Source organism: Neorhizobium puerariae (assembly GCF_042429745.1).
GTDB lineage: Bacteria > Pseudomonadota > Alphaproteobacteria > Rhizobiales > Rhizobiaceae > Neorhizobium > Neorhizobium puerariae.
Window position 1 is genome coordinate 325,518 of the sequence record NZ_JBHMAA010000015.1, and the last position, 25,825, is coordinate 351,342.

Sequence of the window (25,825 nt, forward strand, 5' to 3'; positions counted from 1 at the left end):
CTGAGGGAAGCCATGAACGACATTGCCGCGCTGCCAAATGCTTCCCTGGAGGAATCCCTTCCCGAAATCCTGATGCGGCTGGTGTCGGAACTTCACGACGTCGCCTATCTTATCGAGCGGATCGAACCGCAGCTTATCGAGATCGGCGGCATGTCCATACTGCAGTCGCCCGACAGCATGAAGGTTCTGCAGGGGATCGATCTCGCGGTTCAGAAAACCCGCGGCATCGCCGAGTTCATCGACACGATCACGGCCACGATACCGGGCAACTGGATGGTCGACGTTTCCGCCGCGCTCAGCCTCGTCAAGCTTGCCGACATGCAGAAGGCGCTTGCGAACGGCCTGCGTCACGGTCATTCCCAGCCCCTGAGCAAGGCCGCCGGCGACTTCGACTTCTTCTGATGTCGTCTCTTCCGGGCATGTGAGCCTGGAAAGCCCCTCTCCGATTTTCATCCGCAATCGTCAGCAGATTGCTTCGCCCGCGAAACGCTCGCACAAGCTTCGCTTTCTAGGGTGCAGCCGGGCATAAGCTCTATATCCGTGTTTGGCGATGTGGGAACAGAATGAATCTGTTGGCTCAATTTTCACAAGTCTTTAAGAATCTGGCCAATCTCGGCCAGACCCGACTTATTGCTTTGGGCGCCGTCGGCGTCGTTTCGGTTGCGATCGTTCTTGCTGCGGCCATTTTTGTAAACAAGCCCGCTTATGAGACGCTCTACGTCAATCTGGATACTGCCGACCTGAACCAGGTCAGCATGGCGCTGGCCGAGGCGAACCTCGCGTTCGAGGTCGGCGGTGACGGCAAGAGCATCCAGGTCCCCGTGGGCACCACCAGCAGGGCCAGGCTGATGCTCGCCGAACGCGGCCTGCCGAACAGCTCCAACGCCGGTTATGAACTCTTCGACAATGTCGGCTCGCTCGGCCTCACCTCCTTCATGCAGGAGGTTACCCGGGTTCGCGCTCTTGAAGGTGAAATCGCCCGTTCGATCCAGCAGATCAATGGCGTCTCCGCGGCACGCGTCCACATCGTGATGCCGGACGTCGGCAATTTCCGCCGAGGCGAGCAGAAACCGACGGCATCGGTGATGATCCGGGCGAACACGACGACCGGCCGCAAGGCCGCTTCATCGATTCGCCACCTTGTCGCGTCGGCGGTTCCGGGTCTCGACGTGGACGACGTCACCATTCTGGATTCCACCGGTCAGCTCCTTGCTTCCGGCGACGAGACAGGCGGCGAGCTGAACAAGTCGCTGGGCATCGTCCAGAACGTCCAGCAGGAGATCGAGAACAACATCGACAAGGCGCTCGCGCCCTTCCTCGGCATGGACAATTTCCGTTCGAGCGTCACGGCTTCGCTCAATACGGACAGCCAGCAGATCCACGAAACGGTCTACGACCCGAATTCGCGGGTCGAGCGTTCGGTGCGCACGACCAAGGAGAATTCGAAGTCGCAGCAGACGCAGAACGACAATGCCGCGACCGTGGAACAGAACGTGCCGCAGGCTGCGCCGCAGCAAGGCGGAGCGAACAGTCCGCAATCGTCTGACCAGTCCGACAAGAAGGAAGAGCAGACCAACTACGAGATCAACCAGAAGACCACCGCCACCACGCGCAACAGCTATCAGATCGAGAAGGTCTCCGTGGCGGTCGTGGTCAACAAGGGCCGTATCGCGAAGATGGTCGGCGAACCGGTCGATCAGGCCAAGGTCGACGCCTACCTCGCCGAGATGCAGAAGATCGTTTCTTCCGCTGCCGGCATCAATCAGGATCGCGGCGACGTCGTGACGCTGACGGCCATGGACTTCCTGGAGAACCAGCTCCTCGACGAATCCGCGGGCGGTCCGGGCATCATGGAAGTGCTGACCCGCAATCTGGGCGGTATCATCAACTCGCTCGCCTTCGTCGGCGTGGCCTTCCTGGTCGTCTGGCTCGGCCTGCGCCCGCTCATCCGCACCGTCAGCGGCTCGGGCGCCGCCACGGAGGCGGAAGCCGAGGGCGCGGGGCTCGAATTGCCCGATTTCTCCCCGGCAGGCGGCAGCCCGGCTCTCATGGACGGGTTCGGTTCGGATTTCGGCTTCGACAGCACCGGCGACATGCTGGGCGGCGACGATGGCGAAGGCTTCAATCGCCGGGTCAAGGAAGGGCCGGAGAAACGGCTGGCGCGGATGGTCGAGATTTCCGAGGAGCGCGCCGCGAAGATTCTCCGCAAGTGGGCGATCGAAAAAGCCGCCTGAAAAAGCATCACGAAAATATGATCGGAAAGGGCTGGGCTTCGACCCGGCCCTTTTCTTTTCAGCTCTGCCACACACTTGGCGAATTTGTCTGACCGGCGAATCGATAAATGAATACTATCGCTGGGGAAATCCTGCTTTCGGGCAATGGTAATTCGTAACGTCTCTCCTACAATGTTCATGATTCGCAAGGTGAGTCCAAAGGGTCCGAGGGGTGGTGCCCGCCGCGACAATCCCAATTGCAGGTGACGAATGAAGCGATCATGAATGATGGCTTTTTGGTGACTGCTCGGAAAATTGGGATCGGTTCGACGTTGGATGAGTTGTGCGGTTGTAAAGATGTGTCGTGAATGCGTGTGTTCGTGAGGAACGCATGGACGCGGCGAGGAGCGGATAACGAATGGAGTTATCGGGGGCAGAGATGGCGACGGAGGGGCGCTCCTACAAGGAGTCCGCCGGCTCCAGGGTTCTGTCGCGCGAGCAGTTGGTCCGCCGTCTGTCGGTGGCGACCGGCTCGAACAATGTCCAGGCGGTCATGCGCCTGCTTGCCGATTATGTCGGCGCCTCGCATTTCCTTCTTGCCCGTTATGACCTCATCCAGGAACAAGGCCTCGATTTCATCGTCACGTCCAACTGGCCTTTCGATCTTGTCCGTCGCCTGGGCTCCGAGCTCGCCAGCGGTTATGCGCGCTCCACCGAGTTGGAGAAGTGCCTTTCCCTGCTGACACCGAGCTTTGCGCTCCTGCCCGACGACGTGACGCCGCCCGACGATATCAGCCGCCAGTATTGCTCGCTGACGTTCTGTGTCGGCAAGACGCGTTTCTCCCTGATGCTGCTTTTCCTGGAAGGCATCATCCTGTCGCAGGAGCGACTGAGGGAGGTCGGCCTGTTTGCCGCTTACGGGGCGAGTTTCGCGGAGAGCGCGGAAGCCCGGACCGAGCGGGATTTCGAACTGACCGAGCGCGAGCTGGAATGTCTTTTCTGGATTGCGGAAGGCAAGACCAGCGACGAGATCGCGGTGATCCTCGGAATCTCCCGCAACACCATCAACAACTACATCACCAGTGTGATGCGCAAGACGGCAACGAAGACCCGCTCCGAGGCCATTGCCTACGCGGTGCGCAACAATCTGGTATAGGGAGACAGGAATTCGATGGGCTATTCGCGCGGCGGTACGGCAGATGGACCTGGAAGCATCCAGTATCTGCGTCTCCAGCGCGCCTCGAGCCGGTCGGATATCTTCCCCAAGCTCGTTGCCATGCAGAAGAACCTCAAGGCGCGCAACTTTGCGGTCTTCCGCATCGCCGGCGCCGGCCTGCCCAACAAGCGCAAGCTCGTCTGCGAGCTGGACAACTGGGCCGCGGGCGCGGTCGAAAGCGGCAGCCAGCTCATCCATGGCTATGGCGAGACCCTGCTCGACCATATAGAAGGCTCCCTGCTGCCGCTGGTCTGGAACGGATCGGAGAATACCAGCTTTGCCGATGCCGGGGAGTTCGCTTCGCTGACCCGCCGGCTTCCTCCGGCGATCGTTCCGTTCTCGGGGATCGCGTTCCCGGTTCGGCTTGGTGCGCTCGGCAACGGCTATGTGACGTTCGTCGCCACGTCGATGGAACTGTCGAGCGACGTGATCATCGACCAGCATGTCAGGAGCTGCCAGGTGATGATGGACCTGCTGGCGCTCGACGAGCGCCGCAGCGTGCCGGCCGAATCCCTGAGCGAAAGGGAAATCGCCTGCCTTCAGCTCGCCGGCGACGGGCGCATCAGCGAAGAGATTGCCGAGAAACTCGGCCTTTCCGTCCACACCGTCAATGCATATCTGGGCTCTGCCACCATCAAGCTCGATTCGGTCAACCGGATACAGGCGATCGCCAAGGCGATCAGGCTCGGTTACATCCATTGAGGCGGAAGTGAAGCCGCATGTATTGGCGACCTCACATCTGGGAGGTGCTGACCTTCACGAACTTGGCTTCCTGCAGGCTCTGCGCCAGGAATGCGGTATTGTCGGCCGGGTCGTCGAAAGGTTCCTGGAAGGAAATGTGGTCGATCTCCAGACCTGCCTGCCGGTCGGCAAGCGTCAGGCGGGCATAGACGGAAACGCCACGAGGCTTGATTTCCAGATCGAGGACGACTTCCGGCAGGCCACCCCATTCGAGTTTGTAGTCGCCGCCCGCGCCGAAGCTCACCGTGCCCGGATGGAAGTACAGTTCGGCCGCGGAGGAGACGAGGTCGGCCAGGCTGCTGTAGCACTCCAGCCGCAGAAGCGAGATAAGGTCGCCGGCATCCAGCAGGCGGAGCTCCGAGGCCACCGGGCTGATTGCTTGCGCGACGATTTTTTCCCGATCGGTGGAATAGGTGCATTTCTTCATGACGCTCAGCGTGTCCGTTTTTTAAGCGACCGGGAAGCGTAGACCCGGTGCACGAGTTCTGCCACGGCCTTGTAGAAGGCCGGTGGAATGACACTATCCACCGAGACTTGCGCAAACATGGAGCGTGCCAGGGGCGGGTCTTCAAAAACGGGGATGTCGTTGGCCTCCGCGATTTCGCGAATCTTGAGAGCGATCAGGTCCTGGCCCTTGGCGACGACCACGGGCGCATCGTTTTCCTCGCGCACGTAGCGCAATGCCACGGCATAGTGCGTGGGGTTGGCGATGACCAGCGTGGCGCGCGGCACATTGTTGATCATGCGGCGGCGGGCGCGGTCGCGGGCCACCGATTTCTGACGCGACTTGACGATCGGGTCGCCCTGGGCCTGCTTGTATTCGTCCTTGACCTCCTGCTTGGTCATCTTGAGTTCCTGATACCAGTGATAACGCGTCCAGAGAACGTCGATGACCGCGAGAAGCCCCGCGGAGATGACGACCACGATCACCATTTTCTTGGCGATCGCGTTCAGTTTGACGAGAATGACCTGGGGGTCCGAGAACATCGCATCCAGCGAAGCGAAGAATTCGCCTCGCAGCACGAAATACATGACGAGCGAGACGATCAGGATCTTGAAGAGCGACTTGCCGAACTCGACCAGCCCCGGGACGCTGTAGATGCGGCTGAAGCCTTTCGCCGGAGAGACACGGGAAATCTGCGGCCGCACCCGTTCGAGCACCATGGATGGTATGTTCTGCGCAAACGACGAACCCAGGCCGAAGACGATGAAGAGCAGCATGGCGGGAACCAGGAACCCCGCGATGGCCCATCCCAGATGGACGCCAAGCGAGACGACGTCCGGCGTGTTTTCCAGCCGCCATTGATCCGGCTGTTCGAACAGGTCCTTCAGCGTCTCGCCGATCCGCGCGGCGCCGGACGGCAGGAAAAAGACGAGGAAGACGTAAAAGGCAAGCATCGAGGCGAAGAGCGGCACTTCGCGCGAGAAGGGCACATTGCCCTTCTCCGCCGCTTCGGTCATTCGTTTGGCGGTGGGGTTTTCTGTTTTGCTGTCTTTATCTTCGTCTGACACCGCTTTGTACCCATCGACCTTCAGGCTGCGAGGGCGTGGCGCAAACGAATCGGCCGCCGCCTCCGGCGATGTTACCGCAGTGCCTGCTACCTGCGAATCGAGTCGGCAAAAAGGCTGTGGGTGGCTCGGATATTTTAGAGAAACGCCGTTCCAAAACGAAAACGGAGCGGGGATCGCCCCGCTCCGTTCGTTCCTCGTGCATTACCCGGATGTCAGGCGGCTTCCGCCGGCTTGTCTTCGTCCTTCTTCTCTTCCTTGAGAATGATCTGGCCGGAACTGGCAAGACGGATCGCCTCCTGCGCGACCGCGCGGCGGGCCATGGCCACTTCGCGCGGGTTGAGGCTTGCGGGCTGGACCTGAAGGTCGCTCTCGATCATGCGGCGCTGGCGGGGGCTGATCGCCGAAAGCACGCATTCCCTGATCTCGTTGTTGGCGCCGCGCAGCGCCATCGTGAGGATGTCCGCCGCGACGTCGTTGAGCAGCATGACGCGGCTGCGCTGCGGCATGTAGAGGAGGTCCTCGAAGAGGAAGATCTTCGGCCGGACCTTGTTGACCGATTCCTTGCTGATCGTTTCCAGCGAGTTGAGCAGCGTGTCGACCTGGTTCTTCTCCAGCTCGTTCATGAGCTCGGCGACCTTGTTCGAGCCGTTGGAGTTGCGTTCCGCATCGATCGCCGCGATCAGCTCGATCACCCGGTTCTCGATGATCTGCGCAGCCTTGGGGCTGACTTCCTTCATGTTGACGGCGCGGTTCATGATGTCGGCGCGACGGCTTTCGGGAAGCTGGAGCAGCACTTTCGCACCGAAGCTCGACGGCATCTGCGAGAGAATGTAGGCAACGGTCTGCGGGTGTTCGCGCGAGAGGAACTTGCCCACGAAAGCCGGGTCGGCATCCTGCAGCCTGTCCCAGATGCTGCCCTGGTAGGTTTCGAAGGCGGCACGGCGGCCGAGCAATCCATCCACTTCCTCCGGCGTCAGCCCCGCTTCGAGAATGCCTTCGATCGCCGCGGCGTTGTCCATCAGGCCGGTGCCTTCGGTGAACAGGTCCTCGAACTCGTTGACGAGCAGCATCAGTTCGTCCGGCGGGATCGAACGGAGCGTCTGCGCCGAAGCGATGATGTTCTGCAGCTCGCTCTGCGTGAAATACTTGAGAAGCTTTCCGGCGACACCCTTGCCCATGGCGAGGAGAACTGCCGCTGCCTTTTCGGCCTGGGACAACGGTTTCGTAGAGAGCGCACTACCGCCGAAATCGTCAAAGTCCATCATGGTCTTCCCTCTCTGTCCCGAACAGGGATCAGCTTCTTCTCGTGCTCAGTACTTCCGTCAGCCGAACGCCGAAGCGCGTGTCGTCATTCTCCAGAACGGTGATCTCGCCCTTGCCGATGCGGCGGCCGTTGACCATGATCTCGACCGGTTCGCCGATCCTCTTGTCGAGCGCGATCGTCGCGCCTTCCTCCAGGCTCATCAGCCCGGAGACCTGCATGCGGCTCGTCCCGAGCACGATCTCGACGTCGATCGGGATATCCATGATCAGGTCGAGATTGGCGTTGAGGGCGCTGCCGGGCTCCTGATAGGCGGTCCCCGCAGGCGAGCTGCCGAAATCGCCATCGCCGAAGCTTGCCGCGCTGCCGCCGAGACTTTCGGTCTGCGCTTCGAAGCCGCCGCCGAACGACGGAGCGTCGGCCGAAAAATCGGCCGCGCCGGTTGCGCCGAAATCCGCATCGAAGCCCGGCACGCCGCCGTCGGCGTCCGTCTTCAAGACGCCGCGCAGATCGTCGATGGCCTGATCCAGTTCGGCTTCATTGCCGACAGGCATCAGCGCGTCGTCTTCGGTGAGAGGTGTCTTCTTCGTAGCCATGCGGTCATTATTCCTGTTGAAACTTGCGTCAGCCTGCCTTTCCGAAGGCGCGCAGGCGGAGCGGGTCCTAACCTATCAGGTGTCTCAGTATTTCGTCGTCGGTACTGATATTATCCTTTACGCGGACTGTATAACGCTCGCCGGCCCGTCCGAATTCGCACGAATACATGTCCTTGCCGTTGGCGCTGACCTGAACTCGGACATCGCGCTTGTCCTGGAAGGCGATCACATCGCCGGCGGCGAGCCGGGAAATCGTCCCGAGCGTCAGCTTCTGCAGGCGGATACGTGCCTCGAGTGTCACTTGCGAGCGGCGAACCTGATCGTTCATGCGGTCTGTCCATTCCTGCTTGGCCTTCGAGACCTGGTTCCTGGCCTTCGGTGCGGTGACTTTGGTCTTGAGGAATGCGCGCTGCGGGATGATGAGCGCGAATTCCGAAGCGATCGAGCCGAGCTCGATCGCCATGCGGATCGCCACGCCGAATTCCGGCCGCGCAAGCTCGTCCGGCTTCGGCCTGTCCTCGGCATTGTAGGGACGTTCCAGTATCGCCTCGAAGCCGCCCGGCGCATTGACGCCCGAGCGAAGCACGCCGGCGATCCGCTCGAAGACCATAACCGCGAGGTCGATCTCGATATCGGAGAGCGGGCGGTCGATGGGCTGCGTGATCGTGTCGGCTTCCGCACCCAGCATCAGCTCCATCAGCGCGATGACGAAGCTGTTTCCGCACGCGAGCGAGAAATTGGGGGACCAGTTGCGGAGGCTGCCGTCGGCTAGGGCGAAACTGTCGCCGAGATCGGCGATCAGGTCGTTCATCAGGCCGGATGTGCAGCTCACATAGGAGACGCCGATCCGGATGCCGGTTTCGCTGTGGAAGACGTCCGGCAGGAACTCGGTGTAGAGCTGGGCGAATTCGCCGCTGATCCTCTCGACCGTCTTCTTGTCGCCGAGGCCGCCGGTTAGTTTTGCGAGAAGCGCCAGGTCCATCCCCGGCGCAGTCGATTGGGTCGCTTGGTTGGTCGTCATCATGCCGCCTTTTCACCACCAGGATTCATCATTTCCTGCTCGACCGAGTCGATCGAGGGGCGTTCTTTGTTGGAAATCGTCTTGCGTCCGTATTCCAGCGCCACCTGCGGAACCGAGCCGTTCATGTAGGCAAGCAGCGTCTGCTTGACGATGATGTAGAGGCGGTGCTGCTTGGAGCGGACGATCTTGATCTGCGACGTCAGCGGGTTGCAGATACAGTAGGACAGGAAGATGCCGAGCATGGTGCCGACGAGGGCCGCACCGATGAGGCCGCCGAGAACTTCGGGCGATTCGTTGATCTTGCCCATCGCCTTGATGACGCCGAGAACGGCCGCGATGATACCGATGGCCGGGAAGGAATCGCCGACGGCGATGATCGCGTGATAGGGCTTCATCTTGTCCTGGAACATCGTGTCGAGTTCCTCGTCCATCAGCGCCTCGATCTCGTGGGAGCGGGCGTTGCCGATGATGATCAGCCGCACGTAGTCGCAGATGAACGCCGTCAGTTCCTTGTTCTTCAGAACCGTCGGGGCGGTCTGGAAGATCGAGGATTCCTCCGGATTGTCGATATGCGCCTCGATTTCGTTGCGCGACTTGGTCCTGAGGTCGCGCATCAGCGAATAGAGCACGCCGAGAACGTCGAGATAGTTGCGCTCCTTCGGGACGGCATTCTTGAAGGCCTCGCCGATCGCCTTGCCGCTGTCCTTCACGACCTTCATCGGGTTGCCCATGATGAAGGCGCCGACGCCCGCGCCGCCGATGATCATGAGCTCGAAAGGCTGAATGAGCACGTTGATATGGCCACCCATGGCCATGAAGCCGCCGAGAATACAGCCAACGGAGATGATCAATCCGATAATAATATTCATCGCGAACCTGTGCCCGATCGTTTTCTTCGTTCGGTCCCGGGATACGGCCTCTGGCTTGCGTGAGGCTGGTTGTGAAAGCTCTAAAACACGCAGAACCGGTACAGCCTCGCGCAAGTCTTCGCGCATAGTTCTCGCCATGATCGGATCGGATTGCCCGTTCCGCCGCGCGTCCGCCGCTCCGTGGACTTTGGGTAGGGAACTATCGTGATCACGACCTATACCAGCTACGCCATGATCAGCCGCGATCTGCCGAAATCGCTGGCGCGCATTGCAGAAAAGCCGGATGTTGCGCGCGAGACGGACTATTACCTCTCCAAGATCGGCAGCATCAAGACCGTCGATGATTTCATGGCCGACACGCGCATCTACAATTATGCGCTGAAAGCCCACGGCCTCGAAGACATGGCCTATGCCAAGGCCTTCGTCCGCAAGGTGCTGACCGAAGGCATCGATGACAAGGACGCCTTCGCCAACAAGCTTTCCGACAGCCGTTATGCGTCCCTGGTGGAATCTCTGAATTTCTCGGCCTACGGCACGTCGGCGACCTCCTTCGACAAGGCGCAGAAAGGCGTGGTCGACAAATTCCAGCGCCAGACGCTGGAAGAGGAGGCCGGCGAGGAAAACATGGGCGTCAGGCTTGCGCTCTACTTCGAACGCATGGCGCCCACGGTCAAGTCCGGCATGGAAATCCTCGCCGACGACGCGCTTTCGGAAGTGGTCCGCACGACCTTGCAGATGCCGGACGAGATCATCGGCGCCGATCTCGACCGTCAGGCCCGCTACATCGAGGACACGGTCAACATCGAGGATCTTCAGGACCCGGCCAAGGTCGGCAAGTTCCTGGAGCGGTTCACCGCGATGTGGGAGCTGGAAAACCCTTCGGAAACCTACAATCCGGCCAGCCTCTTTTCGCCCTCGTCGAGCGGGATCTCGACCGATCTTCTGATCTCAATCAACAATCTGAAACTCGGAGGCAAATGATATGCAGTCCGGACTTTATGTCGGCATTTCTTCGCAGATCGCGCTCGAGCGCCGCTTGAACACGATCGCCGACAACATGGCCAACATGAACACCGTCGGTTTCCGGTCGACGGAGGTCAAGTTCGACGAGGTCTTGAGCAAGACGCAGAACGATATCAATGCCAAGATTGCCTTCGTCACCCAGGGTAACGACTACCTGTCGACCCGCACGGGCGAGCTCCAGAGAACCGGCAATCCGCTCGATTTCGCCATCAAGGGCAATGCCTGGTTCGCGATAGACACCCCGGCTGGCCAGGTGCTGACCCGCGACGGGCGTTTCACCATGGACGAGACCGGCCAGCTCCGCTCCAGCCGCGGTTATCCGGTGCTTGATGCCGGCGGCGCGCCGATCCAGCTCAACCGCGAAGCCGGCCCGCCGACCGTCGGCGCCGACGGCATCATCATGCAGAACGATCAGCCGGTCGCCACGCTCGGCCTGTTCACGGCGGACATTTCCAAGGGTTTCAACCGTTACGAGAACGAGGGCGTCATCTTCGTCGACAATCCCCAGCCGGTTCTCGAGGGCATGGAGAACTCGGTCGTCCAGGGATATGTCGAGCAGTCCAACGTCAACGGCATCCGCGAGATGACGCAGCTGATCCAGGTCAACCGTGCATTCGAAGGCATTTCCGCCCTGATGCGCGACAGCGAGACCTCGATGAACGACGCGATCAAGACGCTCGGCGGCTCCAACGGCTAAAGATAGGGAGCACGGCCCACCATGATGGAAGCGGCTATCCTCGATGCAGTCAATGGCGGAAAGCTGGCGCAGATCGCGGGACTGGCCGCGCGTTACGCCGATCCCGCCTTCTCCGTCACCCATGGCGGTCATGTCAGGACCATCGCGGCGGGACACTACACGGTCGCCGGCCTTTCGAAACATGTGCGGCTCGGCGAATTCGTCGCGCATCGCAGCGCCACCGGCATCCATCTCGGCGAGGTGGTGCGCGTCGAGCCCGACGTGGTCTTCGTCAGCCCCATCGAGCCGGGAGAACCGATCGGGATCGGCGACATGGTCATCCGGAAGGGCGCCTTCCGTGTCGCGCCGGACGAGAGCTGGTGCGGCCGCACGATCAATTCGCTCGGCGAGCCCATCGATGGCAAAGGTCCCATCGTCCGGGGTCTCCGGCCGCGTTCGATCGCCAACAACGCGCCGCCGTCCATGTCGCGCAGCCGCGTCGAAACGGGTTTCAAGACCGGGGTGAGGGCGATCGACATCTTCTCGCCCCTCTGCCTTGGACAGCGTCTCGGCATCTTCGCCGGTTCTGGTGTCGGCAAGTCCACCCTTCTGTCGATGCTCGCCCGGGCCGACGCTTTCGACAAGGTGGTGATCGCGCTGGTCGGCGAACGCGGCCGCGAAGTGCGGGAATTCATCGAGGATACGCTCGGCGACAACATGGCGAAGTCGATCGCGGTCGTGGCGACCAGCGATGAAAGCCCGATGCTGCGCAAGATGGCCCCCCTGGTCGCGATCACCATCGCGGAGCATTTCCGCGATCAGGGTGACAACGTCCTGTTCATCGCCGACAGCATCACCCGTTTCGCCCACGCGATCCGCGAGGTGGCGGTCGCATCCGGCGAGCCGCCGATCGCCCGCGGCTACCCGGCCTCGGTCTTCACCGAACTGCCGCGTCTTCTCGAGCGCGCCGGACCCGGCATCGAGGGCACGGGCACGATCACCGCGATCATCTCGATCCTTGTCGACGGCGACAACCACAACGATCCGATCGCCGATTCGACGCGCGGTATTCTGGATGGCCATATCGTGCTCGATCGCTCGCTTGCCGAAGAAGGACGCTATCCCCCGATCAACCCGCTGGCCTCGATCTCGCGTCTCGCCCGCAAGGCCTGGACGGAGGATCAGGAAAAGCTGGTCTCGCGCCTGAAGTCGCTGGTGCATCGCTACGAGGAGACGCGCGACCTGCGTCTGATCGGTGGCTATCGCGCCGGCAGCGATCCCGATCTGGACATGGCGATCAAGCAGGTTCCTGTCATTTACGAAGTCCTGAAGCAGACGCCGGGAGAAAAGCCCGCTCTCGATGCCTATGCGGATCTCGCGAATGCGCTCAGGGCCGCGGCGGGGCAACCCAATCCGTCGTCCGCGATAGCAAGAAGGTGATCATCCGATGAGCGGTAACAAGAAAGCGGAAGCGGCGGTATCGCACAGGCCGGAAACGTCGCCATCGCGGCTGGGCGACAAGATACTGGTGGCGACGGGCGTCGCGCTTGCCGCCGCCTCGGCCTTCTTTCCCTGGTATGTCTTCCTGAACGCGGACAAGTTCGGCGTCCGGACCGAATCGCTCGGCCGCACGCGTGATCTGCCGCCAGGTATCGGACGACCGGTGGTGAGCGTGTCGCCGCTCGCCATGACCGACAGTTCCAAGGAGGACTGGCCGGCTCCCAGGGAGCCGATGGACGCCCTGACCACCGCAACCACCACGTCCTCGCTTGGCGAGACACGCGACAAGGGGACGTTCCGTGAAGAGCAGCCGTTTCCCGGAAAGAGCGGCTTCCGCCTGCTGCATGTCGCCAACGGCCGCGCGCTGATCGAGGATGGTTCCGGCATGTATATGGTCCGCGTCGGCTCGATCCTGCCCGACAACAGCAAGCTTGCCACGCTGGAGCAACGCGACGGCAAGTGGGTGATCATTACTTCCAAGGGAGAAGTCTATCAGGACGCGAACGAGCGCCGTCCGTAAGTCCGACGCAAGGTTACCAGCCTAGGCTCCAGTCAGAAGATGGAGAAAAGCCTATGCAGCCGATTCAACTGTTCGAAATGGCAGGACGTCAAGCCGAGTGGCTCTCGGTGCGCCAGGAAGTCGTTGCGGGCAACATTGCGAATGCCAATACGCCCAAGTTCAAGGCGAAGGATGTAACGCCGTTCGAGGCAGTCCTCGACCAGTCGTATGTTCCCATGGCCCGCACCCATCCGGCCCACCTCGCTTCGAACAATCTCAGCGAGCAGATCGAGGTCAAGGAATCGGAACTGAACGAAGAAATCGGCGTGCAGGAATCCGGCAATACCGTCTCGCTTTCGGAAGAACTGTCGAAGACGGGCGAAATCAAGCGTCAATACGAACTGAGCACAGGTCTGGTGAAGTCGTTTCACAGCATGATGCTGCTGACAGTAAAGAGGTAAGCAAATGGACCCGCTTTCAGCCTCCTTGAAGATCGCAGGATCGGGAATGGAGGCCCAGGCAACGCGCCTGCGCATCGTTTCCGAAAACATCGCCAATGCCCGCTCCACCGGCGATACGCCGGGCGCGGACCCCTATCGCCGCAAGCTCATCACCTTCGGCGCCGAGCTGGACAAGGCGAGCGGCGTGGACGTGGTCGAAGTCAAGAAGCTCGGCGTCGACAAGTCCAAGTTCGTCGAGGAATACGATCCCGATCATCCGGCCGCCGACGAGAAGGGCATGGTCAAGCTGCCCAACGTCAACATGCTCATCGAGATGGCCGACATGCGGGAAGCCAATCGCTCCTACGACGCCAATCTCCAGACCATCAAGCAGACGCGCGAGTTGATTGCCTCGACAATCGATCTTCTGAAGGCCGGACAATGATCGACAAGATTCAGAATGTAAGTTCCCTTTCGCTCTCCAACGGTCTCGACGAGATCGGTTCGGAAAGCACCTCCGTCTTCGGGGCGCGCGCCGCGACGCCCGGACAGAATACCGGCATGGATTTCGCAAGCGTCATGGGCGACATGGCGACCGATACCATGAACAGCCTGAAGGGCGCCGAGGCGATGTCCTTCAAAGCCATCCAGGGCAAGGCGAACACCCGCGAAGTCGTGGACGCGGTTCTGGAGGCGCAGCAGTCGCTCCAGACGGCCATGGCGCTGCGCGACAAGATCGTCTCCGCCTATCTCGAAATCACGAAAATGCAGATCTAGAGCTTTGAGGACGAAGACATGAGAGCGCTTTCCGTCGCGGCAACGGGCATGGATGCCCAGCAGACCAATCTCGAAGTCATTGCCAACAACATCGCCAATATCAACACGACGGGCTATAAACGCGCCCGTGCCGAGTTCTCGGACCTGCTCTATCAAAGCGAGCGGGCCCAGGGCGTGCCGAACCGAGCCAACCAGGCTATCGTGCCGGAAGGCGCCAATATCGGCCTCGGCGTGCAGACCTCCGCCGTCCGCAACATTCACACGCAGGGCGAACTGTCGCAGACCGAGAACGACCTCGACGTCGCGATCGTCGGCCGCGGCTGGTATCAGATCCAGTCGCCGGACGGCACCACGCTCTATAGCCGCGCCGGCGCCTTCAACAAGAACGCCCAGGGCCAGCTCGTCACCATCGACGGTTACGCGGTCGTCCCGAACGTCACGTTCCCGGCCGATGTCAGCGAAACCAAGATCACCCGCACGGGTCAGGTGATGGTCCGCATCGGCAACTCCGCGGACTTCACGGAGATCGGCCAGCTCACCATCGCGAACTTCGTCAACGAAGCAGGCCTGCAGCCGCTCGGCGACAATCTCTTCGCGCAGACCGCCGCGTCCGGCGAGCCGACCATCGCCGCTCCGGAGGACCCGGGCTTCGGCTACCTGAAGCAGGGTTATCTGGAAAGTTCCAACGTCGATGCGGTGAAGGAGATCACCAACCTGATCTCCGCCCAGCGCGCCTACGAAATGAACTCCAAGGTCATCACCACCGCAGATGAGATGGCTTCGATCGTCAGCAAGAACCTGAAGTAACAACAGGAGACGGGCAGACATGATGTTTCGCCGGAAGAATGCGATTGGCGCCAGGGTGGCGAGAACGGCCCTGGCCATGTCTTGCCTGGCCGCGCTCCTTGCCGGAGCGGGAACGCCGGTTCTGGCCCAGATGGGCACGGCTGTCGTGCCGACCCGGACCATCTACCCCGGCGAGGAGATCGGCGGGGGCAGCGTCGAAGAGGTCGAGATCACCAATCCGAACCTCTCCGGCGAATATGCCCGGAAGTCCAGGGAAGTCGTCGGCATGGTGGCGAAGCGGACGCTTCTGCCCGGCCGCACCATTCCGCCCTCGGCGCTCCGGGAAGCCTTTGCCGTCACCCGCGGCTCGTCGGTCCGCCTGGTCTTCACCATCGGCAGCCTGACGATCTCCGCCTCCGGTTCTCCGCTTGAGAATGCGGCGATCGGCGATGTCATCCGCGTGCGCAACATCGATTCCGGCGTCACGGTGAGCGGCACGGTCATGGCCGACGGAACGGTACAGGTGATGGCAAAATGAGAAAGAGCCGCCTGATCACCGCATTGGCTTTCGTGGCCGCCCTTCTCGGCGCCGCGCCGGCACTCGGCCAGAACGCCCCCGTCGTCGCCCGCATCAAGGACATCGCCTCGCTGCAGTCCGGTCGCGACAACCAGCTCATCGGATATGGCCTCGTGGTCGGCCTTCAGGGCACCGGCGACAGCCTGCGCTCGTCTCCCTTTACCGACCAGTCCATGCGGGCCATGCTGCAGAACCTCGGCATCTCGATGCAAGGCAGCCAGTCCAACGCCAAGAACGTCGCGGCCGTCATGGTGACGGCCAACCTGCCGCCTTTCGCAAGTCCCGGCAGCCGTATCGACGTGACCGTCAGCTCGCTCGGCGACGCGACGTCGCTGCGCGGCGGAACGCTGGTCATGACATCCCTTTCGGGCGCCGACGGACAGATTTATGCCGTGGCCCAGGGCGCGCTGGTCGTATCCGGCTTTTCGGCCCAGGGGCAGGCCGCGACGCTGACGGAAGGGGTCACGACATCGGCCCGCGTTCCGAACGGCGCCATCATCGAGCGCGAGCTGCCGTCCAAGTTCAAGGATTCCGTCAATCTGGTCCTGCAACTGCGCAATCCGGATTTTTCCACCGCGGTACGCATAGCCGATACGGTCAACGCCTTTGCCTCCCGCCGTTATGGCGGGCCGGTCGCAGAGCCGCGCGACAGCCAGGAAGTGGTCGTCCAGAAGCCGAAATCCGCCGATCTCACGCGGCTGATGGCCGAGATCGAAAATCTTGCGGTGGAGACCGACACGCCGGCCAAGGTGGTGGTCAACGAGCGCACCGGCACGATCGTCATCGGCGCCGACGTGAAGGTGTCGCGCGTCGCGGTCAGCTACGGAACGCTGACCGTGCAGGTCACGGAAACGCCGCAGGTGATCCAGCCGGAACCGTTCTCGCGCGGGGAGACCGCGGTGCAGCCCCAGACGGATATCATGGCGATGAAGGACGGCGGCCAGGTCGCCATCCTGAACGGGCCGGACCTGCGCACCCTCGTCGCCGGCCTCAACAGCATCGGCGTCAAGCCGGACGGCATCATCGCCATCCTGCAGGGCATCAAATCCGCCGGCGCCCTTCAAGCGGAGCTCGTCCTGCAATGACCGAGGCCCTGTTCACCATTACCGTATCGAGGAAGCTGGCGCGTCGGGTTCTTGCCGCGGCGGCTGTCCTGACGCTCGTTTCCCAGGTGGGCGCGCAGCAGCCGGCCGCGGTCTCGGAAACGTCAACGAGCGACGAGATCCAGAAGTTCTGCACGAATATCGCGGATGCCGCGCGCGACCAGCGTTACCTCCTGCAGAAGCAGGAGCTTGAGAAGCTGCAGTCGGATGTCGACACGCGCATCAAGACGCTCGAGGACCGCACGGCCGAGTACCAGGACTGGCTGAAGCGACGCAACGACTTCCTGACCCGCGCCCAGGCCGGGCTGGTTGACATTTTCAAGACGATGAAGCCGGACGCGGCCGCTCCTCAGCTCGCGGAGATGAAGCTGGAGATCGCCGCGGCGATCATCATGCAGCTTCCGGCGCGCCAGTCCGCTCTCTTCCTGAGCGAGATGGACCCGGAAAAGGCCGGCATGATCTCGACGATCATCTCCAGCGCGTCCGATCCGAACACTTCGAAAGCACGTATCCCCAATACACCGAAAGCACCCTCATGACGAAATGCGCTCCCGCCATCGTGGCTGTTCTCTTTCTGGCCGGATGCCAGAGCCAGACCATCAAGGAGATCGGCAATGCACCGTCGATGAGCCCGATCGGCAGCGGCCTGCAATATGCGCAGACGCCACAGATGTCCTCCTATCCGAAGCAGCCGCGGCACCTCGCCAGCGGCTATTCGCTCTGGAGCGACAGCCAGTCCGCCCTTTTCAAGGACGCGCGCGCCTTGAACGTGGGCGATATCCTGACGGTCGACATCAAGATCAACGACAAGGCGACGTTCGACAACGAGACGGAACGCAACCGCAAGAATTCCACCGGACTGAAATGGGAGCTCGGCCTCAGCAATCTCTTCGGCTGGACGCCGGAGGCGAAATCGACCGGCGACCTCGGCTCCGATTCGGACACGGATTCGCACGGCAAGGGTTCCACGAAGAGGTCGGAAACCCTGAAGCTGCTCGTAGCGGCGGTGGTGACCGGTATTCTGGAAAACGGCAACCTGCTGATCAGCGGTTCCCAGGAAGTGCGCGTGAATCACGAGATCCGCATCCTGAACGTGGCCGGTATCGTGCGTCCCCAGGACGTCGACTCGCAGAACATGATTTCCTACGACAAGATCGCCGAGGCGCGGATCTCCTATGGCGGTCGCGGCCGCCTGATGGAAGTGCAGCAGCCTCCGGTGGGTCAGCAGGTCGTCGACCTGTTCTCGCCCTTCTGACGAGCCGCGACGAAGGCATCCTGATTTGAAGGTTTGAAGACCATGGCGGAAGAAGCAAAGCCGGCCGAGGCCGGCGGCAAGAAGAAAGGCGGCTCGGTCATGGTGATCGCCGCCGTTGCCATTGTCACGCTGGTCGGCGCCGGCGGTGGCTGGGTTGTCGGCGGAATGATCGCACCCAAGACCCCCGACGCGCCGAAGCCGAAGGAAGAAGCCGCTGCCGCGGCAGGCGGCGGGCACGGGGAGGGCAAGAAGGAAGAAGGCCTTCCCCATATCTCCACCGAGGCCAACGGGGTCGTGCTGCTGGAGCCCGTCACCACCAACCTGGCTTATCCGTCCGAAAACTGGATTCGCCTCGAAGTGGCCCTCGCCTTCAAGGGGCCGCCGGAACTGCCGCTGGCGGAGGATATACACCAGGACATCCTCGCCTATATGCGCACCGTTTCATTGCAGCAGATCGAGGGGCCGCGAGGTTTCCAATACCTGAAGGACGACATCGAGGAGCGGGTCGACCTGCGTTCGCAGGGCAAGGTCGCCAAGGTGATGTTCCGCTCATTTGTCATAGAATAGCGACCGCCGCCTGATCGCTGCCGATAAAAGAAAAAAACGGCAAGCTCGGTCAGCCGCTAACGCAGATGCAGGCGGCGTTTTGCTGCGAAAGTCAGGGGTCCTGCGGCTCTCCGAAGGTTTTCTTTAGCCAGATACAGGCATGGCCGGGAGGAAGCCCATCGATCCGTCCGAACTCCTCGTAGCCGTTCCGGCGGTAAAAGTCCGGCGCTTGAAAGCTGAACGTATCGACATAAGCACCGATGCACCGACGCTCCCGCGCAGCATCTTCCGCCTTTGCCACGAGCCGCACCCCGACGTCTTGGCCGCGTGCTGCGGGAGATACCCATAGCCAGTCGATGAACAGCCAGGCGTAAAATGTGCGCCCCTTCAGGCCGCCGAGAAGGCCCCCGTCATCGTCGCGGGCCATGATCCATAAATCCTGAGCGTTGTCGGGGCCGGCTTTCGCAAAGTTGAATATATCCAGGCCCTCGTCGATAAGACGCCGGTCGTGCTCATCGGGCTGGCTTTCGATCTCAATGCGTATTTGCAATGTCAATTGATCTCGATTTCCATTCTCTGTTCGAAATTCCCGATGAAAGCGGGAGTTTTGCAGCTGGATCTTGTGCCGCCGCGAAACCGCGCATCCTGCGGCAAGCCGAACTCGCAGAATGCTTCACGAAGATATTTCCGGCAAGAAGGTAGACCCGCCTGAAGCAGCGGCATAGCAGATGGATTGGGCATCGATATCTGCTCGAATTCCACATTTCCGTCAGGGGGCTGGGCCTGCTCAGGCCGTTTTTTCCTTGAACGGAAGCGAAACGATACATGCTCCTTCCGGTCCGGGTTCCCGGAAGGAGCAGAGCTAGCTCACCGAACGCGCTTCAGGAAGCCGTCCGGTGCAACGGTGATGAGGAGCTTGTTTTCGGTCGACTTGTCGATCTCGAATTCCGGGTGGGTCTTGAGATATTCGAAGACCGCGGTCTTCGGATTGTCGCCGGGGCCCCAGGGGCGGTTGCCGGCGAGTTCCTTCGGAAGGTCCTCGACGACTGTGTCGAACACGACGCAATAACTTCCCACACTCGTCAGCGGCGCGTAGAGCTCGAGCTCGGACAACACATGATCATGCGTGTGGTTGCTGTCGAGGCAGGCCAGGATTCGCGAATAGCCGGAGGCAACCTTGCGCACCTGGTCCATGATCTCGGGAGCGATGCTTGACCCCTGGATCATCTCGATGCGGGGCGCCATGGGATGGGCTTCGATCGCAGCGCGGTTATGCGCCCGGATATCGATGTCGATGCCGAGAACCTTGCGCTTCGGCCTGTTCGGATCGACGACTTCTCCCTTTTCCGCCGCTTCGCACATTTCCAGCAGGGCGAGCATGGAGGCGCTGAGGATCAGCGAGCCGCCATGTGCGATGCCGGTTTCGATGATGAGGTCCGGCTTTACCGCCCAGACCAGTTCCTGCATCGCGACCATGTCCTGCGGGTACTGGATGATCGGCCGGCCGAGCCAGAAGAAATTGTAGGAATATTGCGAGGCGATCGATTCGCGCATGAACTGCGCGGCGCTGTCGTTCAGCCCCTTGTTGCCGGCAACGGCGGCGATGCGGCCTTCGACTTCCTTGACGAAATCACTCATTGTCGATCCCCACATAGGTATAGGCGTTGTTGGACAGCATTCGAATTTCCTCGAGATAATTGGAGTTCATGACGTAGATGGTCGAGCCGTGGGGAAGCCTGGACAGGGCCTGCTCGGGGGACTGGACCAGCAGTCCGCTCGCCGGCAGGTATTTGCCCTGCTTTGCCGGGTTGATGTCGATGACCACATCGACCGGCTGGCCCTTGCGGGATTTCAACAGCGAGAACGTGACGCCCTTGGATGCCCCGCCCCAGATCGCCGAACGGCTGCCGGGCTCGATTTCGTCCCCGAGCGTGCGGGCGAAGTCCGCGGGGAAGGAGACGAGATCGGTTTCTTCGCGGACCGGCGGGCGCAGGGAGTCCAGTTCGCCCACGACATAGAGATACTGCCCGCCGAAGATGTGGCCGCTTTCGATCACCTTGCCGAACATCCGGTGGAAGTCCGACAGGCGGAAGTAGTTCACATGCTCGTAGAACACGTCGAACCAGGCCCGATGTTCGATGATCCAGTCGAGGCAGGGGACTTCGATATAGATGCGCCCCTTGTTTCCGTTCGCCTTCGCGAGCTCGACGAGGAAGTCGTAGGGGTTCTGTACGTGCTCCAGCACATGCCGCAGGATGAGGCCGTCGCCCTGCACGTCCACGCCGGCCTCGAAATAATGTCGCTTCACGCGGGGGTTCGAGCCTTCGTAGGTCGGGTCGAAGCCGGTGACGTCGAAACCCTTTTCGAGGAGCATTTCGAGGAACAGACCCTTGCCGCAACCCACCTCGACGAGGTTGTCCTTGCCCATCGTGCGTTCGACGATGCCGGAAACCATTTCGAGATGCTGGTGAAAATGGCGGCTGATGCCCTGCTCGTTGTTGTAGTTTCCGTCGTAGTCCATCAGCTTCGGATCGAAGGCCGCATTGTAGACCAGTCCGGTCTTCAGGTCCTGTACCAGGCGGATGTCGCCCTTGGCGCAGGCCCGCGCCTCTTCCGCGCTGGGGTAGACCCGGTTCTGGAACGTCGGGAGTTGCGGTTGCTCATACAGCAACACGGTGTCTGTGGTCGTCATTTCGTCACCTCGTTACCCCGACAACGCAGGGTGGGTCCACCAGATTGTCCGGCCGCACGCCGAAGCGCAGGAGATCGCGCCGGCCATATTCGTCGGCTATCCTCTCCGCCAGCTGCCGTACCGTGACCGGTATGCCCGAACAGATATTTGCCGCGCCGGTCCCGTCGCCGAGAGCGATGCCGGCAATCTGTCTTCCGGCCTCCCGCACATCCATGAAGTCGCGGATCTGGTTGCCGCTCGTCAAATCCACGGGCCTGCCTGCCGCCAGTTGAGCATGCAGATAGGGGACCAGCCGCCGCTCGTCCTCGCCTTCTCCAAACAGATAGAACAGGCGGCACCATGCGAATTCGATCCCGTGCAGCGGCAACCATTGCGACAGGGCGAGGAATGTGGCGGCCTTGGCGCCGGCATAGGGGCTGACCGGCCGAAGCGGCGTATCGGTCGCCAGCATGCCGGCGGAAACATCGTATTCGAAGCAGGTGCCGATGCCGGCGAAGCGCCTGACGCCGGCGAGGGCGGCAGCCTGGGCCATACGCAGCGTGCCCTCGAGGCAGACGATATTTTCCGGCGACTGGAGATATTTGCCCGGCTCGGCATACCAGGCGGCATGCACGACCGTGTCGGCCCCATCCAGTGCTCGGGCCCACCAGTCCATCGGCTCGCGGAACAGGTCGGGCGTGCGAACGACGCTCTCGACGGCGGGGAGATCGCCAAGGCGGGCATCAGGAGTTCCCTCGCGAACGATGATCCGCACGCGCACACCCGTCTCCGCCAGGGCCTTGAGGACCTGCCGGCCGACAAAGCCGGTGCCGCCTGTCAGGAGAACGAGCCTTGTCATCTAATCTTCAACCCCGGTACGGCCGTGACGAACCTGGTGCCCTGATCGGCCAGCGATGCAAGCTGCTGGCGCACTTCCGCCGCGATGTTCCATGGCAGGATCATCACATAATCCGGCCGGCGCTGGAGAATGGTGTCCGGATGCAGGATCGGGATATGGCTGCCGGGCATGAACTTGTTCTGCTTGGCGGCTGCGGCATCGCAGACGAAGGGCAGGAGGTCGGGTTTGACGCCGGCGAAGTTCAGGAGCGTGTTGCCTTTCGCGGCCGCGCCATAGGCGGCCACCGTCTTCCCGTCACGTTTCGCCTGGAGCAGGAAGGCGAGCGCATCGTTCTTGACCTGCTCGGCCTTGGCCTGGAACCCGGCGTAGGGCGCGGATGTGCGCAGTCCCCGGCGCTCCTCTTCGGCAAGCAGGGATGCGACGGCGGTCGTCGTCTGTCGCGAATCGTCGCCATGGCAGCCGTAGATGCGCAGGCTTCCGCCATGGGTCGGCAATTCCTCGACGTCGAAGACGCGCAAGCCCGCGCTTTCGAAGATCTTGCCGACGGTGAAAAGGGAAAGGTAGGAGAAGTGCTCGTGATAGACGGTGTCGAACTGGTTCTCCTCGATCAGCCGCATGACATGCGGGAATTCGAGCGTGATGGTGCCGCCGGGCTTGAGCGCCGCCTTGAGGCCGCGCGTGAAGTCGTTGATGTCCGGCACATGGGCATAGACGTTGTTGCCGAGGATGAGATCGGCGCTCTTCCCCTGCGCGGCCAGCGTCTTGCCCAGCGTTTCGCCGAAGAATTCCCTCAGTACGGGAATGCCGAGCGCCTCGGCGGTCTCCGCCGTGCTGTCGGTCGGTTCCACCCCAAGGCACGGAATGCCGGCAGCGACGAAATTCTTCAGGAGATAACCGTCGTTCGAGGCGACTTCGACGACCATGCTCTTTCGGTCGAGCCCGAGCCGGGCCGTGATCATCTCGACATAGCGGGCCGCATGGGCAAGCCAGCCTTTTGAGGCGCTGGAAAAATACGCATATTCGGGACTGAAGAGGGCTTCGGCGGAGGCATAGTCCTCCGTCTGCACCAGCCAGCACTCCTCGCAGACCTTCAGTCGCAGTGGAAAATAGGTTTCCGGCCTGGAGAGGTCTTCGGCAGTCAGGTAGGCGTTGGACGGCGGTGCGAAACCGAGGTCCAGGAAGTCGCAGCGAAGCGTGCTACCGCAGTGGCGGCATTTCATGAGATCAGTCCCGTAAATTCTTCTGTCAGATGTGGATGGCGGCGGTCGCGCTCGGACATTTCAGTGATCTCGAACGGCCACGTTATGCCGAGCGCCGGGTCCTGCGCGTTCAAGGCCCCTTCGGCGCTCGATGCATAGGGCGCCGAATGCAGGTAAAGGAGTTCGCAATCGTCGGTCAGCGTCTGGAAGCCGTGCGCGAAGCCTTCCGGTATCAGCAGCGACCGGCGGTTTTCCGCCGAAAGCTCTTCCGCATGCCATGTCAGGAATGTCGGCGAGCCGGCCCGAAGATCGACGGCGACATCCCGGATTGCGCCGCGCAGGCAGTTCACGAGCTTCATTTCCGCATGGGGAGGATGCTGGAAATGCATGCCCCGCACCGTCCCTTTTCGCGCCGTCACGGTCAGGTTGATCTGCGCGACCGGCTTGACCCATCCCGCCGGCCCGAGTTCCTCGGCGCAGAACATGCGCGACAGGAAGCCACGCGAATCGCCGAGATTCTGGCGTTCGATGAGCTTCAGCCCGGCAAGCGGCAGGTCGGTGACGGTAAAGCGGCTCAAGGGCGTGCCTCGTATTCGGCGATTTCGGCTTCGCAAAGCGAGCGGGCGTCGGCGCCGTCATGCTGCGCCCGATACCATTTCATGGTCCGGTCGACCGCCTCCGCCAGCGACCATCGCGGTTCGATGTCCAGCATATGCCGCGCCTTCGCGGTTTCCAATGCCAGCCAGCCGGCCTCGTGGGGGCCTTCGGTGCCGTCGCCATATTGGACGTCGCCGCCTCCCCAGGAAGAGCGGGCGATTTCGATCACCTGCCGCACGGGAGCGGCCTCATGGCTCACCGGTCCGAAATTGAACGCATCGGCCAGGGCCGGATCGCTCCACAGCCGTTCGGCGAGCACCAGATAGGCGCAGAGCGGTTCCAGGACATGCTGCCACGGACGCTTCGCCTCCGGCCGCCGCACCTGCAGGACCTTGCCGGACTGCCAGGCGCGCACCGCGTCCGGCAGCAGCCGGTCCGCCGACCAGTCGCCGCCGCCGATCACGTTGCCGGCGCGGGCGCTTGCCACCGCCACGCCTTTTTCGCGCAGGAAGGAATCGCGATAGCTGGAAATGACGATTTCGGAAGCCGCCTTGCTGGCGCTGTAGGGATCGTGCCCGCCGAGGTGGTCCGTTTCCCGGTAAGGAAAGGCGTGTTCGAGGTTGCGATAGACCTTGTCGGTGGTGATCGCCACGACCACACGCGCCGACGGCACGGAGCGGACGGCCTCGAGCACGTTTGCCGTGCCGAGGACATTCGTCGCGAACGTGCCGAGCGGGTCCTGATAGCCGGGGCGTACCAGGGCTTGCGCCCCGAGATGCAGGACGATTTCAGGCGATGCGGCGCGAACGATCTCGGCAAGCTTCGTCGCGTCGCGGATATCCTGGAAATGGCTGGCCGCGAAGTGCGGGCCTGCGAGCGTAAAGAGATTGGGTTCGGTTTCCGGCGGCAGGGAGATGCCGGTGACCGCGGCTCCGAGGCGCTTCAGCCAGATGGAAAGCCAGGCTCCCTTGAAGCCCGTATGCCCTGTCAGGAGAACGCGCTTGCCCGCCCAGAAACCGTTATTCGGTTGAGCGTCGGTCACGGCCAGATCTTCCATGGCGCCCGTCCCGAGGCCCAGAGCTCTTCGAGCAGGTTTTTCTCGCGCAACGTGTCCATGGGCTGCCAGAAGCCTTCGTGCTCATAGGCCATCATCTCGCCCGTCGAGGCAAGCGTCGTCATCGGCGCCGCTTCCCAGGGCGTGCCGTCGGCTTCGATATAGTCGATGCATTTCGGCGAGAGGACGAAAAAGCCGCCATTGATCATCCCGCCGTCGCCGCGCGGTTTTTCCACAAAGCCGGTGACCTGGTCGCCGTCGCGCTCCAGCGCTCCGTAGCGCCCGGGCGGATGGACCGCCGTCACCGTCGCAAGCTTGCCATGGGAGCGATGGAACTTGACGACCTCGGTGATGTTCACGTCGCTCAGGCCGTCGCCGTAGGTGAAGCAGAAGCTCTCTTCGGCGCGCAGGTAGTCGGCGACCCTCTTCAGGCGACCGCCGGTCATCGTCGTCTCACCGGTGTCGATCAGCGTGACCTTCCAGGGTTCGGCATTGCGGCGGTGGACCTGCATCTCGTTATAGGCCATGTCGAAGGTCACGTCCGACATATGCAGGAAGTAGTTGGCGAAGTACTCCTTGATGACGTAGCCCTTGTATCCGCAGCAGATGATGAACTCGTTCACGCCATGGGCGGAATAGAGCTTCATGATATGCCAGAGGATAGGCCGCCCGCCGATCTCGATCATCGGCTTGGGCCTCAGATGAGTCTCCTCCGAGATCCGGGTTCCCAACCCGCCCGCGAGAATCACAGCTTTCAATTTCGTTTCTCCCTAGCGGCTTGGTTCCAGGTCCGTAGCTGCCGGCGGCTCGGAATGTCGCCCACTGATGTGATGT

Annotated in this window: 31 protein-coding genes; 17 read left to right on the forward strand and 14 right to left on the reverse strand. The window is 61.9% G+C overall.

Annotated elements, in window-relative coordinates; genetic code table 11:
- Nucleotides 1–12 precede the first annotated feature (12 nt).
- The 4 genes from cheT to visR all read left to right on the forward strand — a co-directional run bounded on the left by cheT (nt 13) and on the right by visR (nt 4,131).
- Nucleotides 13–402 (forward strand): chemotaxis protein CheT, encoded by a 390-nt coding sequence (cheT, locus tag ACFFP0_RS14860; RefSeq protein ID WP_377262033.1) that lies wholly within the window; start codon nt 13–15, stop codon nt 400–402.
- 161 nt (nt 403–563) lie between these two features.
- Entirely contained in the window at nt 564–2,234 is a 1,671-nt protein-coding gene (fliF, locus tag ACFFP0_RS14865; protein WP_377262036.1) for a flagellar basal-body MS-ring/collar protein FliF, read from the forward strand.
- 418 nt (nt 2,235–2,652) lie between these two features.
- Nucleotides 2,653–3,369 (forward strand): transcriptional regulator VisN, encoded by a 717-nt coding sequence (visN, locus tag ACFFP0_RS14870; RefSeq protein WP_377262039.1) that lies wholly within the window; start codon nt 2,653–2,655, stop codon nt 3,367–3,369.
- 15 nt (nt 3,370–3,384) lie between these two features.
- Nucleotides 3,385–4,131, forward strand: a complete 747-nt coding sequence (gene visR, locus ACFFP0_RS14875) for a transcriptional regulator VisR (RefSeq protein WP_377262041.1) — start codon at nt 3,385–3,387, stop codon at nt 4,129–4,131.
- 31 nt (nt 4,132–4,162) lie between these two features.
- On the opposite strand, the gene ACFFP0_RS14880 is transcribed toward visR, so the two are convergent.
- The 6 genes from ACFFP0_RS14880 to motA all read right to left on the reverse strand — a co-directional run bounded on the left by ACFFP0_RS14880 (nt 4,163) and on the right by motA (nt 9,429).
- Nucleotides 4,163–4,597, reverse strand: coding sequence for a BspJ family T4SS effector nucleomodulin (locus ACFFP0_RS14880; protein ID WP_377262043.1), 435 nt, complete (start codon nt 4,595–4,597; stop codon nt 4,163–4,165).
- Between the two features lie 5 nt (nt 4,598–4,602).
- The gene (flhB, locus tag ACFFP0_RS14885; protein WP_377262045.1) at nt 4,603–5,682 is read right to left on the reverse strand and encodes a flagellar biosynthesis protein FlhB; all 1,080 of its coding nucleotides are present in this window, start codon (nt 5,680–5,682) and stop codon (nt 4,603–4,605) included.
- A gap of 212 nt (nt 5,683–5,894) precedes the next feature.
- Nucleotides 5,895–6,947 carry a flagellar motor switch protein FliG gene (gene fliG, locus ACFFP0_RS14890; RefSeq protein WP_377262047.1) on the reverse strand — a complete coding sequence of 351 codons (1,053 nt, stop codon included), beginning with the start codon at nt 6,945–6,947 and terminating at the stop codon, nt 5,895–5,897.
- A 28-nt stretch (nt 6,948–6,975) separates the two neighbouring features.
- A complete protein-coding gene (fliN, locus tag ACFFP0_RS14895; protein ID WP_377262050.1) occupies nt 6,976–7,539 on the reverse strand; it encodes a flagellar motor switch protein FliN in 564 nt (187 codons plus the stop codon).
- Between the two features lie 67 nt (nt 7,540–7,606).
- Complete coding sequence (locus ACFFP0_RS14900) at nt 7,607–8,560, reverse strand: FliM/FliN family flagellar motor switch protein (protein ID WP_377262052.1); 954 nt, start codon at nt 8,558–8,560, stop codon at nt 7,607–7,609.
- Entirely contained in the window at nt 8,560–9,429 is an 870-nt protein-coding gene (gene motA / locus ACFFP0_RS14905; RefSeq protein ID WP_377262054.1) for a flagellar motor stator protein MotA, read from the reverse strand. Before motA ends, ACFFP0_RS14900 begins: the two co-directional genes overlap by 1 nt.
- Nucleotides 9,430–9,633: 204 nt before the next feature.
- On the opposite strand from motA, the gene ACFFP0_RS14910 reads away from it, so the two are divergent.
- The 13 genes from ACFFP0_RS14910 to ACFFP0_RS14970 are packed head-to-tail and all read left to right on the forward strand — an operon-like array spanning nt 9,634 to nt 18,632.
- Nucleotides 9,634–10,410, forward strand: a complete 777-nt coding sequence (locus ACFFP0_RS14910) for a DUF1217 domain-containing protein (protein ID WP_377262056.1) — start codon at nt 9,634–9,636, stop codon at nt 10,408–10,410.
- Between the two features lies 1 nt (nt 10,411).
- On the forward strand, nt 10,412–11,149 hold the full coding sequence (gene flgF, locus ACFFP0_RS14915; RefSeq protein WP_377262058.1) for a flagellar basal-body rod protein FlgF: 738 nt from the start codon (nt 10,412–10,414) through the stop codon (nt 11,147–11,149).
- Between the two features lie 21 nt (nt 11,150–11,170).
- Complete coding sequence (gene fliI, locus ACFFP0_RS14920; RefSeq protein WP_377262060.1) at nt 11,171–12,568, forward strand: flagellar protein export ATPase FliI; 1,398 nt, start codon at nt 11,171–11,173, stop codon at nt 12,566–12,568.
- Between the two features lie 7 nt (nt 12,569–12,575).
- Nucleotides 12,576–13,148, forward strand: coding sequence for a flagellar protein (locus ACFFP0_RS14925; RefSeq protein ID WP_377262062.1), 573 nt, complete (start codon nt 12,576–12,578; stop codon nt 13,146–13,148).
- A 53-nt stretch (nt 13,149–13,201) separates the two neighbouring features.
- Nucleotides 13,202–13,588: a flagellar basal body rod protein FlgB gene (gene flgB, locus ACFFP0_RS14930; RefSeq protein WP_377262064.1), complete on the forward strand. Its 387-nt coding sequence runs from the start codon at nt 13,202–13,204 to the stop codon at nt 13,586–13,588.
- Nucleotides 13,589–13,592: 4 nt separating this feature from the next.
- Nucleotides 13,593–14,012, forward strand: coding sequence for a flagellar basal body rod protein FlgC (gene flgC / locus ACFFP0_RS14935; protein ID WP_377262067.1), 420 nt, complete (start codon nt 13,593–13,595; stop codon nt 14,010–14,012).
- Entirely contained in the window at nt 14,009–14,344 is a 336-nt protein-coding gene (gene fliE / locus ACFFP0_RS14940) for a flagellar hook-basal body complex protein FliE (protein WP_377262069.1), read from the forward strand. The genes flgC and fliE overlap by 4 nt, the downstream gene beginning before the upstream one ends.
- 18 nt (nt 14,345–14,362) lie before the next feature.
- The gene (gene flgG, locus ACFFP0_RS14945; RefSeq protein WP_377262071.1) at nt 14,363–15,151 is read left to right on the forward strand and encodes a flagellar basal-body rod protein FlgG; all 789 of its coding nucleotides are present in this window, start codon (nt 14,363–14,365) and stop codon (nt 15,149–15,151) included.
- Nucleotides 15,152–15,170: 19 nt separating this feature from the next.
- Nucleotides 15,171–15,668, forward strand: coding sequence for a flagellar basal body P-ring formation chaperone FlgA (gene flgA, locus ACFFP0_RS14950; RefSeq protein WP_377262073.1), 498 nt, complete (start codon nt 15,171–15,173; stop codon nt 15,666–15,668).
- Nucleotides 15,665–16,792, forward strand: a complete 1,128-nt coding sequence (locus ACFFP0_RS14955) for a flagellar basal body P-ring protein FlgI (protein ID WP_377262075.1) — start codon at nt 15,665–15,667, stop codon at nt 16,790–16,792. Before flgA ends, ACFFP0_RS14955 begins: the two co-directional genes overlap by 4 nt.
- Nucleotides 16,789–17,349 carry a MotE family protein gene (locus ACFFP0_RS14960; RefSeq protein ID WP_377262077.1) on the forward strand — a complete coding sequence of 187 codons (561 nt, stop codon included), beginning with the start codon at nt 16,789–16,791 and terminating at the stop codon, nt 17,347–17,349. Before ACFFP0_RS14955 ends, ACFFP0_RS14960 begins: the two co-directional genes overlap by 4 nt.
- Nucleotides 17,346–18,065 carry a flagellar basal body L-ring protein FlgH gene (flgH, locus tag ACFFP0_RS14965; RefSeq protein WP_377262079.1) on the forward strand — a complete coding sequence of 240 codons (720 nt, stop codon included), beginning with the start codon at nt 17,346–17,348 and terminating at the stop codon, nt 18,063–18,065. The genes ACFFP0_RS14960 and flgH overlap by 4 nt, the downstream gene beginning before the upstream one ends.
- A gap of 42 nt (nt 18,066–18,107) precedes the next feature.
- Entirely contained in the window at nt 18,108–18,632 is a 525-nt protein-coding gene (locus ACFFP0_RS14970; protein ID WP_377262081.1) for a flagellar basal body-associated FliL family protein, read from the forward strand.
- Between the two features lie 91 nt (nt 18,633–18,723).
- Here ACFFP0_RS14970 and ACFFP0_RS14975 read toward each other — a convergent pair whose 3' ends face one another.
- The 8 genes from ACFFP0_RS14975 to rfbF all read right to left on the reverse strand — a co-directional run bounded on the left by ACFFP0_RS14975 (nt 18,724) and on the right by rfbF (nt 25,749).
- Nucleotides 18,724–19,167, reverse strand: coding sequence for a GNAT family N-acetyltransferase (locus tag ACFFP0_RS14975; protein WP_377262083.1), 444 nt, complete (start codon nt 19,165–19,167; stop codon nt 18,724–18,726).
- A gap of 311 nt (nt 19,168–19,478) precedes the next feature.
- Nucleotides 19,479–20,249, reverse strand: coding sequence for a cephalosporin hydroxylase family protein (locus ACFFP0_RS14980; RefSeq protein ID WP_377262085.1), 771 nt, complete (start codon nt 20,247–20,249; stop codon nt 19,479–19,481).
- A complete protein-coding gene (locus ACFFP0_RS14985) occupies nt 20,242–21,303 on the reverse strand; it encodes a class I SAM-dependent methyltransferase (protein ID WP_377262087.1) in 1,062 nt (353 codons plus the stop codon). The genes ACFFP0_RS14980 and ACFFP0_RS14985 overlap by 8 nt, the downstream gene beginning before the upstream one ends.
- A 4-nt stretch (nt 21,304–21,307) precedes the next feature.
- A complete protein-coding gene (locus tag ACFFP0_RS14990) occupies nt 21,308–22,141 on the reverse strand; it encodes an NAD-dependent epimerase/dehydratase family protein (protein ID WP_377262089.1) in 834 nt (277 codons plus the stop codon).
- A complete protein-coding gene (locus tag ACFFP0_RS14995; protein ID WP_377262092.1) occupies nt 22,138–23,361 on the reverse strand; it encodes a methyltransferase domain-containing protein in 1,224 nt (407 codons plus the stop codon). The genes ACFFP0_RS14990 and ACFFP0_RS14995 overlap by 4 nt, the downstream gene beginning before the upstream one ends.
- The gene (locus ACFFP0_RS15000; RefSeq protein WP_377262095.1) at nt 23,358–23,918 is read right to left on the reverse strand and encodes a dTDP-4-dehydrorhamnose 3,5-epimerase family protein; all 561 of its coding nucleotides are present in this window, start codon (nt 23,916–23,918) and stop codon (nt 23,358–23,360) included. Before ACFFP0_RS15000 ends, ACFFP0_RS14995 begins: the two co-directional genes overlap by 4 nt.
- Entirely contained in the window at nt 23,915–24,994 is a 1,080-nt protein-coding gene (gene rfbG / locus ACFFP0_RS15005) for a CDP-glucose 4,6-dehydratase (protein ID WP_377262097.1), read from the reverse strand. Before rfbG ends, ACFFP0_RS15000 begins: the two co-directional genes overlap by 4 nt.
- Nucleotides 24,976–25,749, reverse strand: coding sequence for a glucose-1-phosphate cytidylyltransferase (gene rfbF / locus ACFFP0_RS15010; protein ID WP_377262099.1), 774 nt, complete (start codon nt 25,747–25,749; stop codon nt 24,976–24,978). Before rfbF ends, rfbG begins: the two co-directional genes overlap by 19 nt.
- Nucleotides 25,750–25,825: the final 76 nt, after the last annotated feature.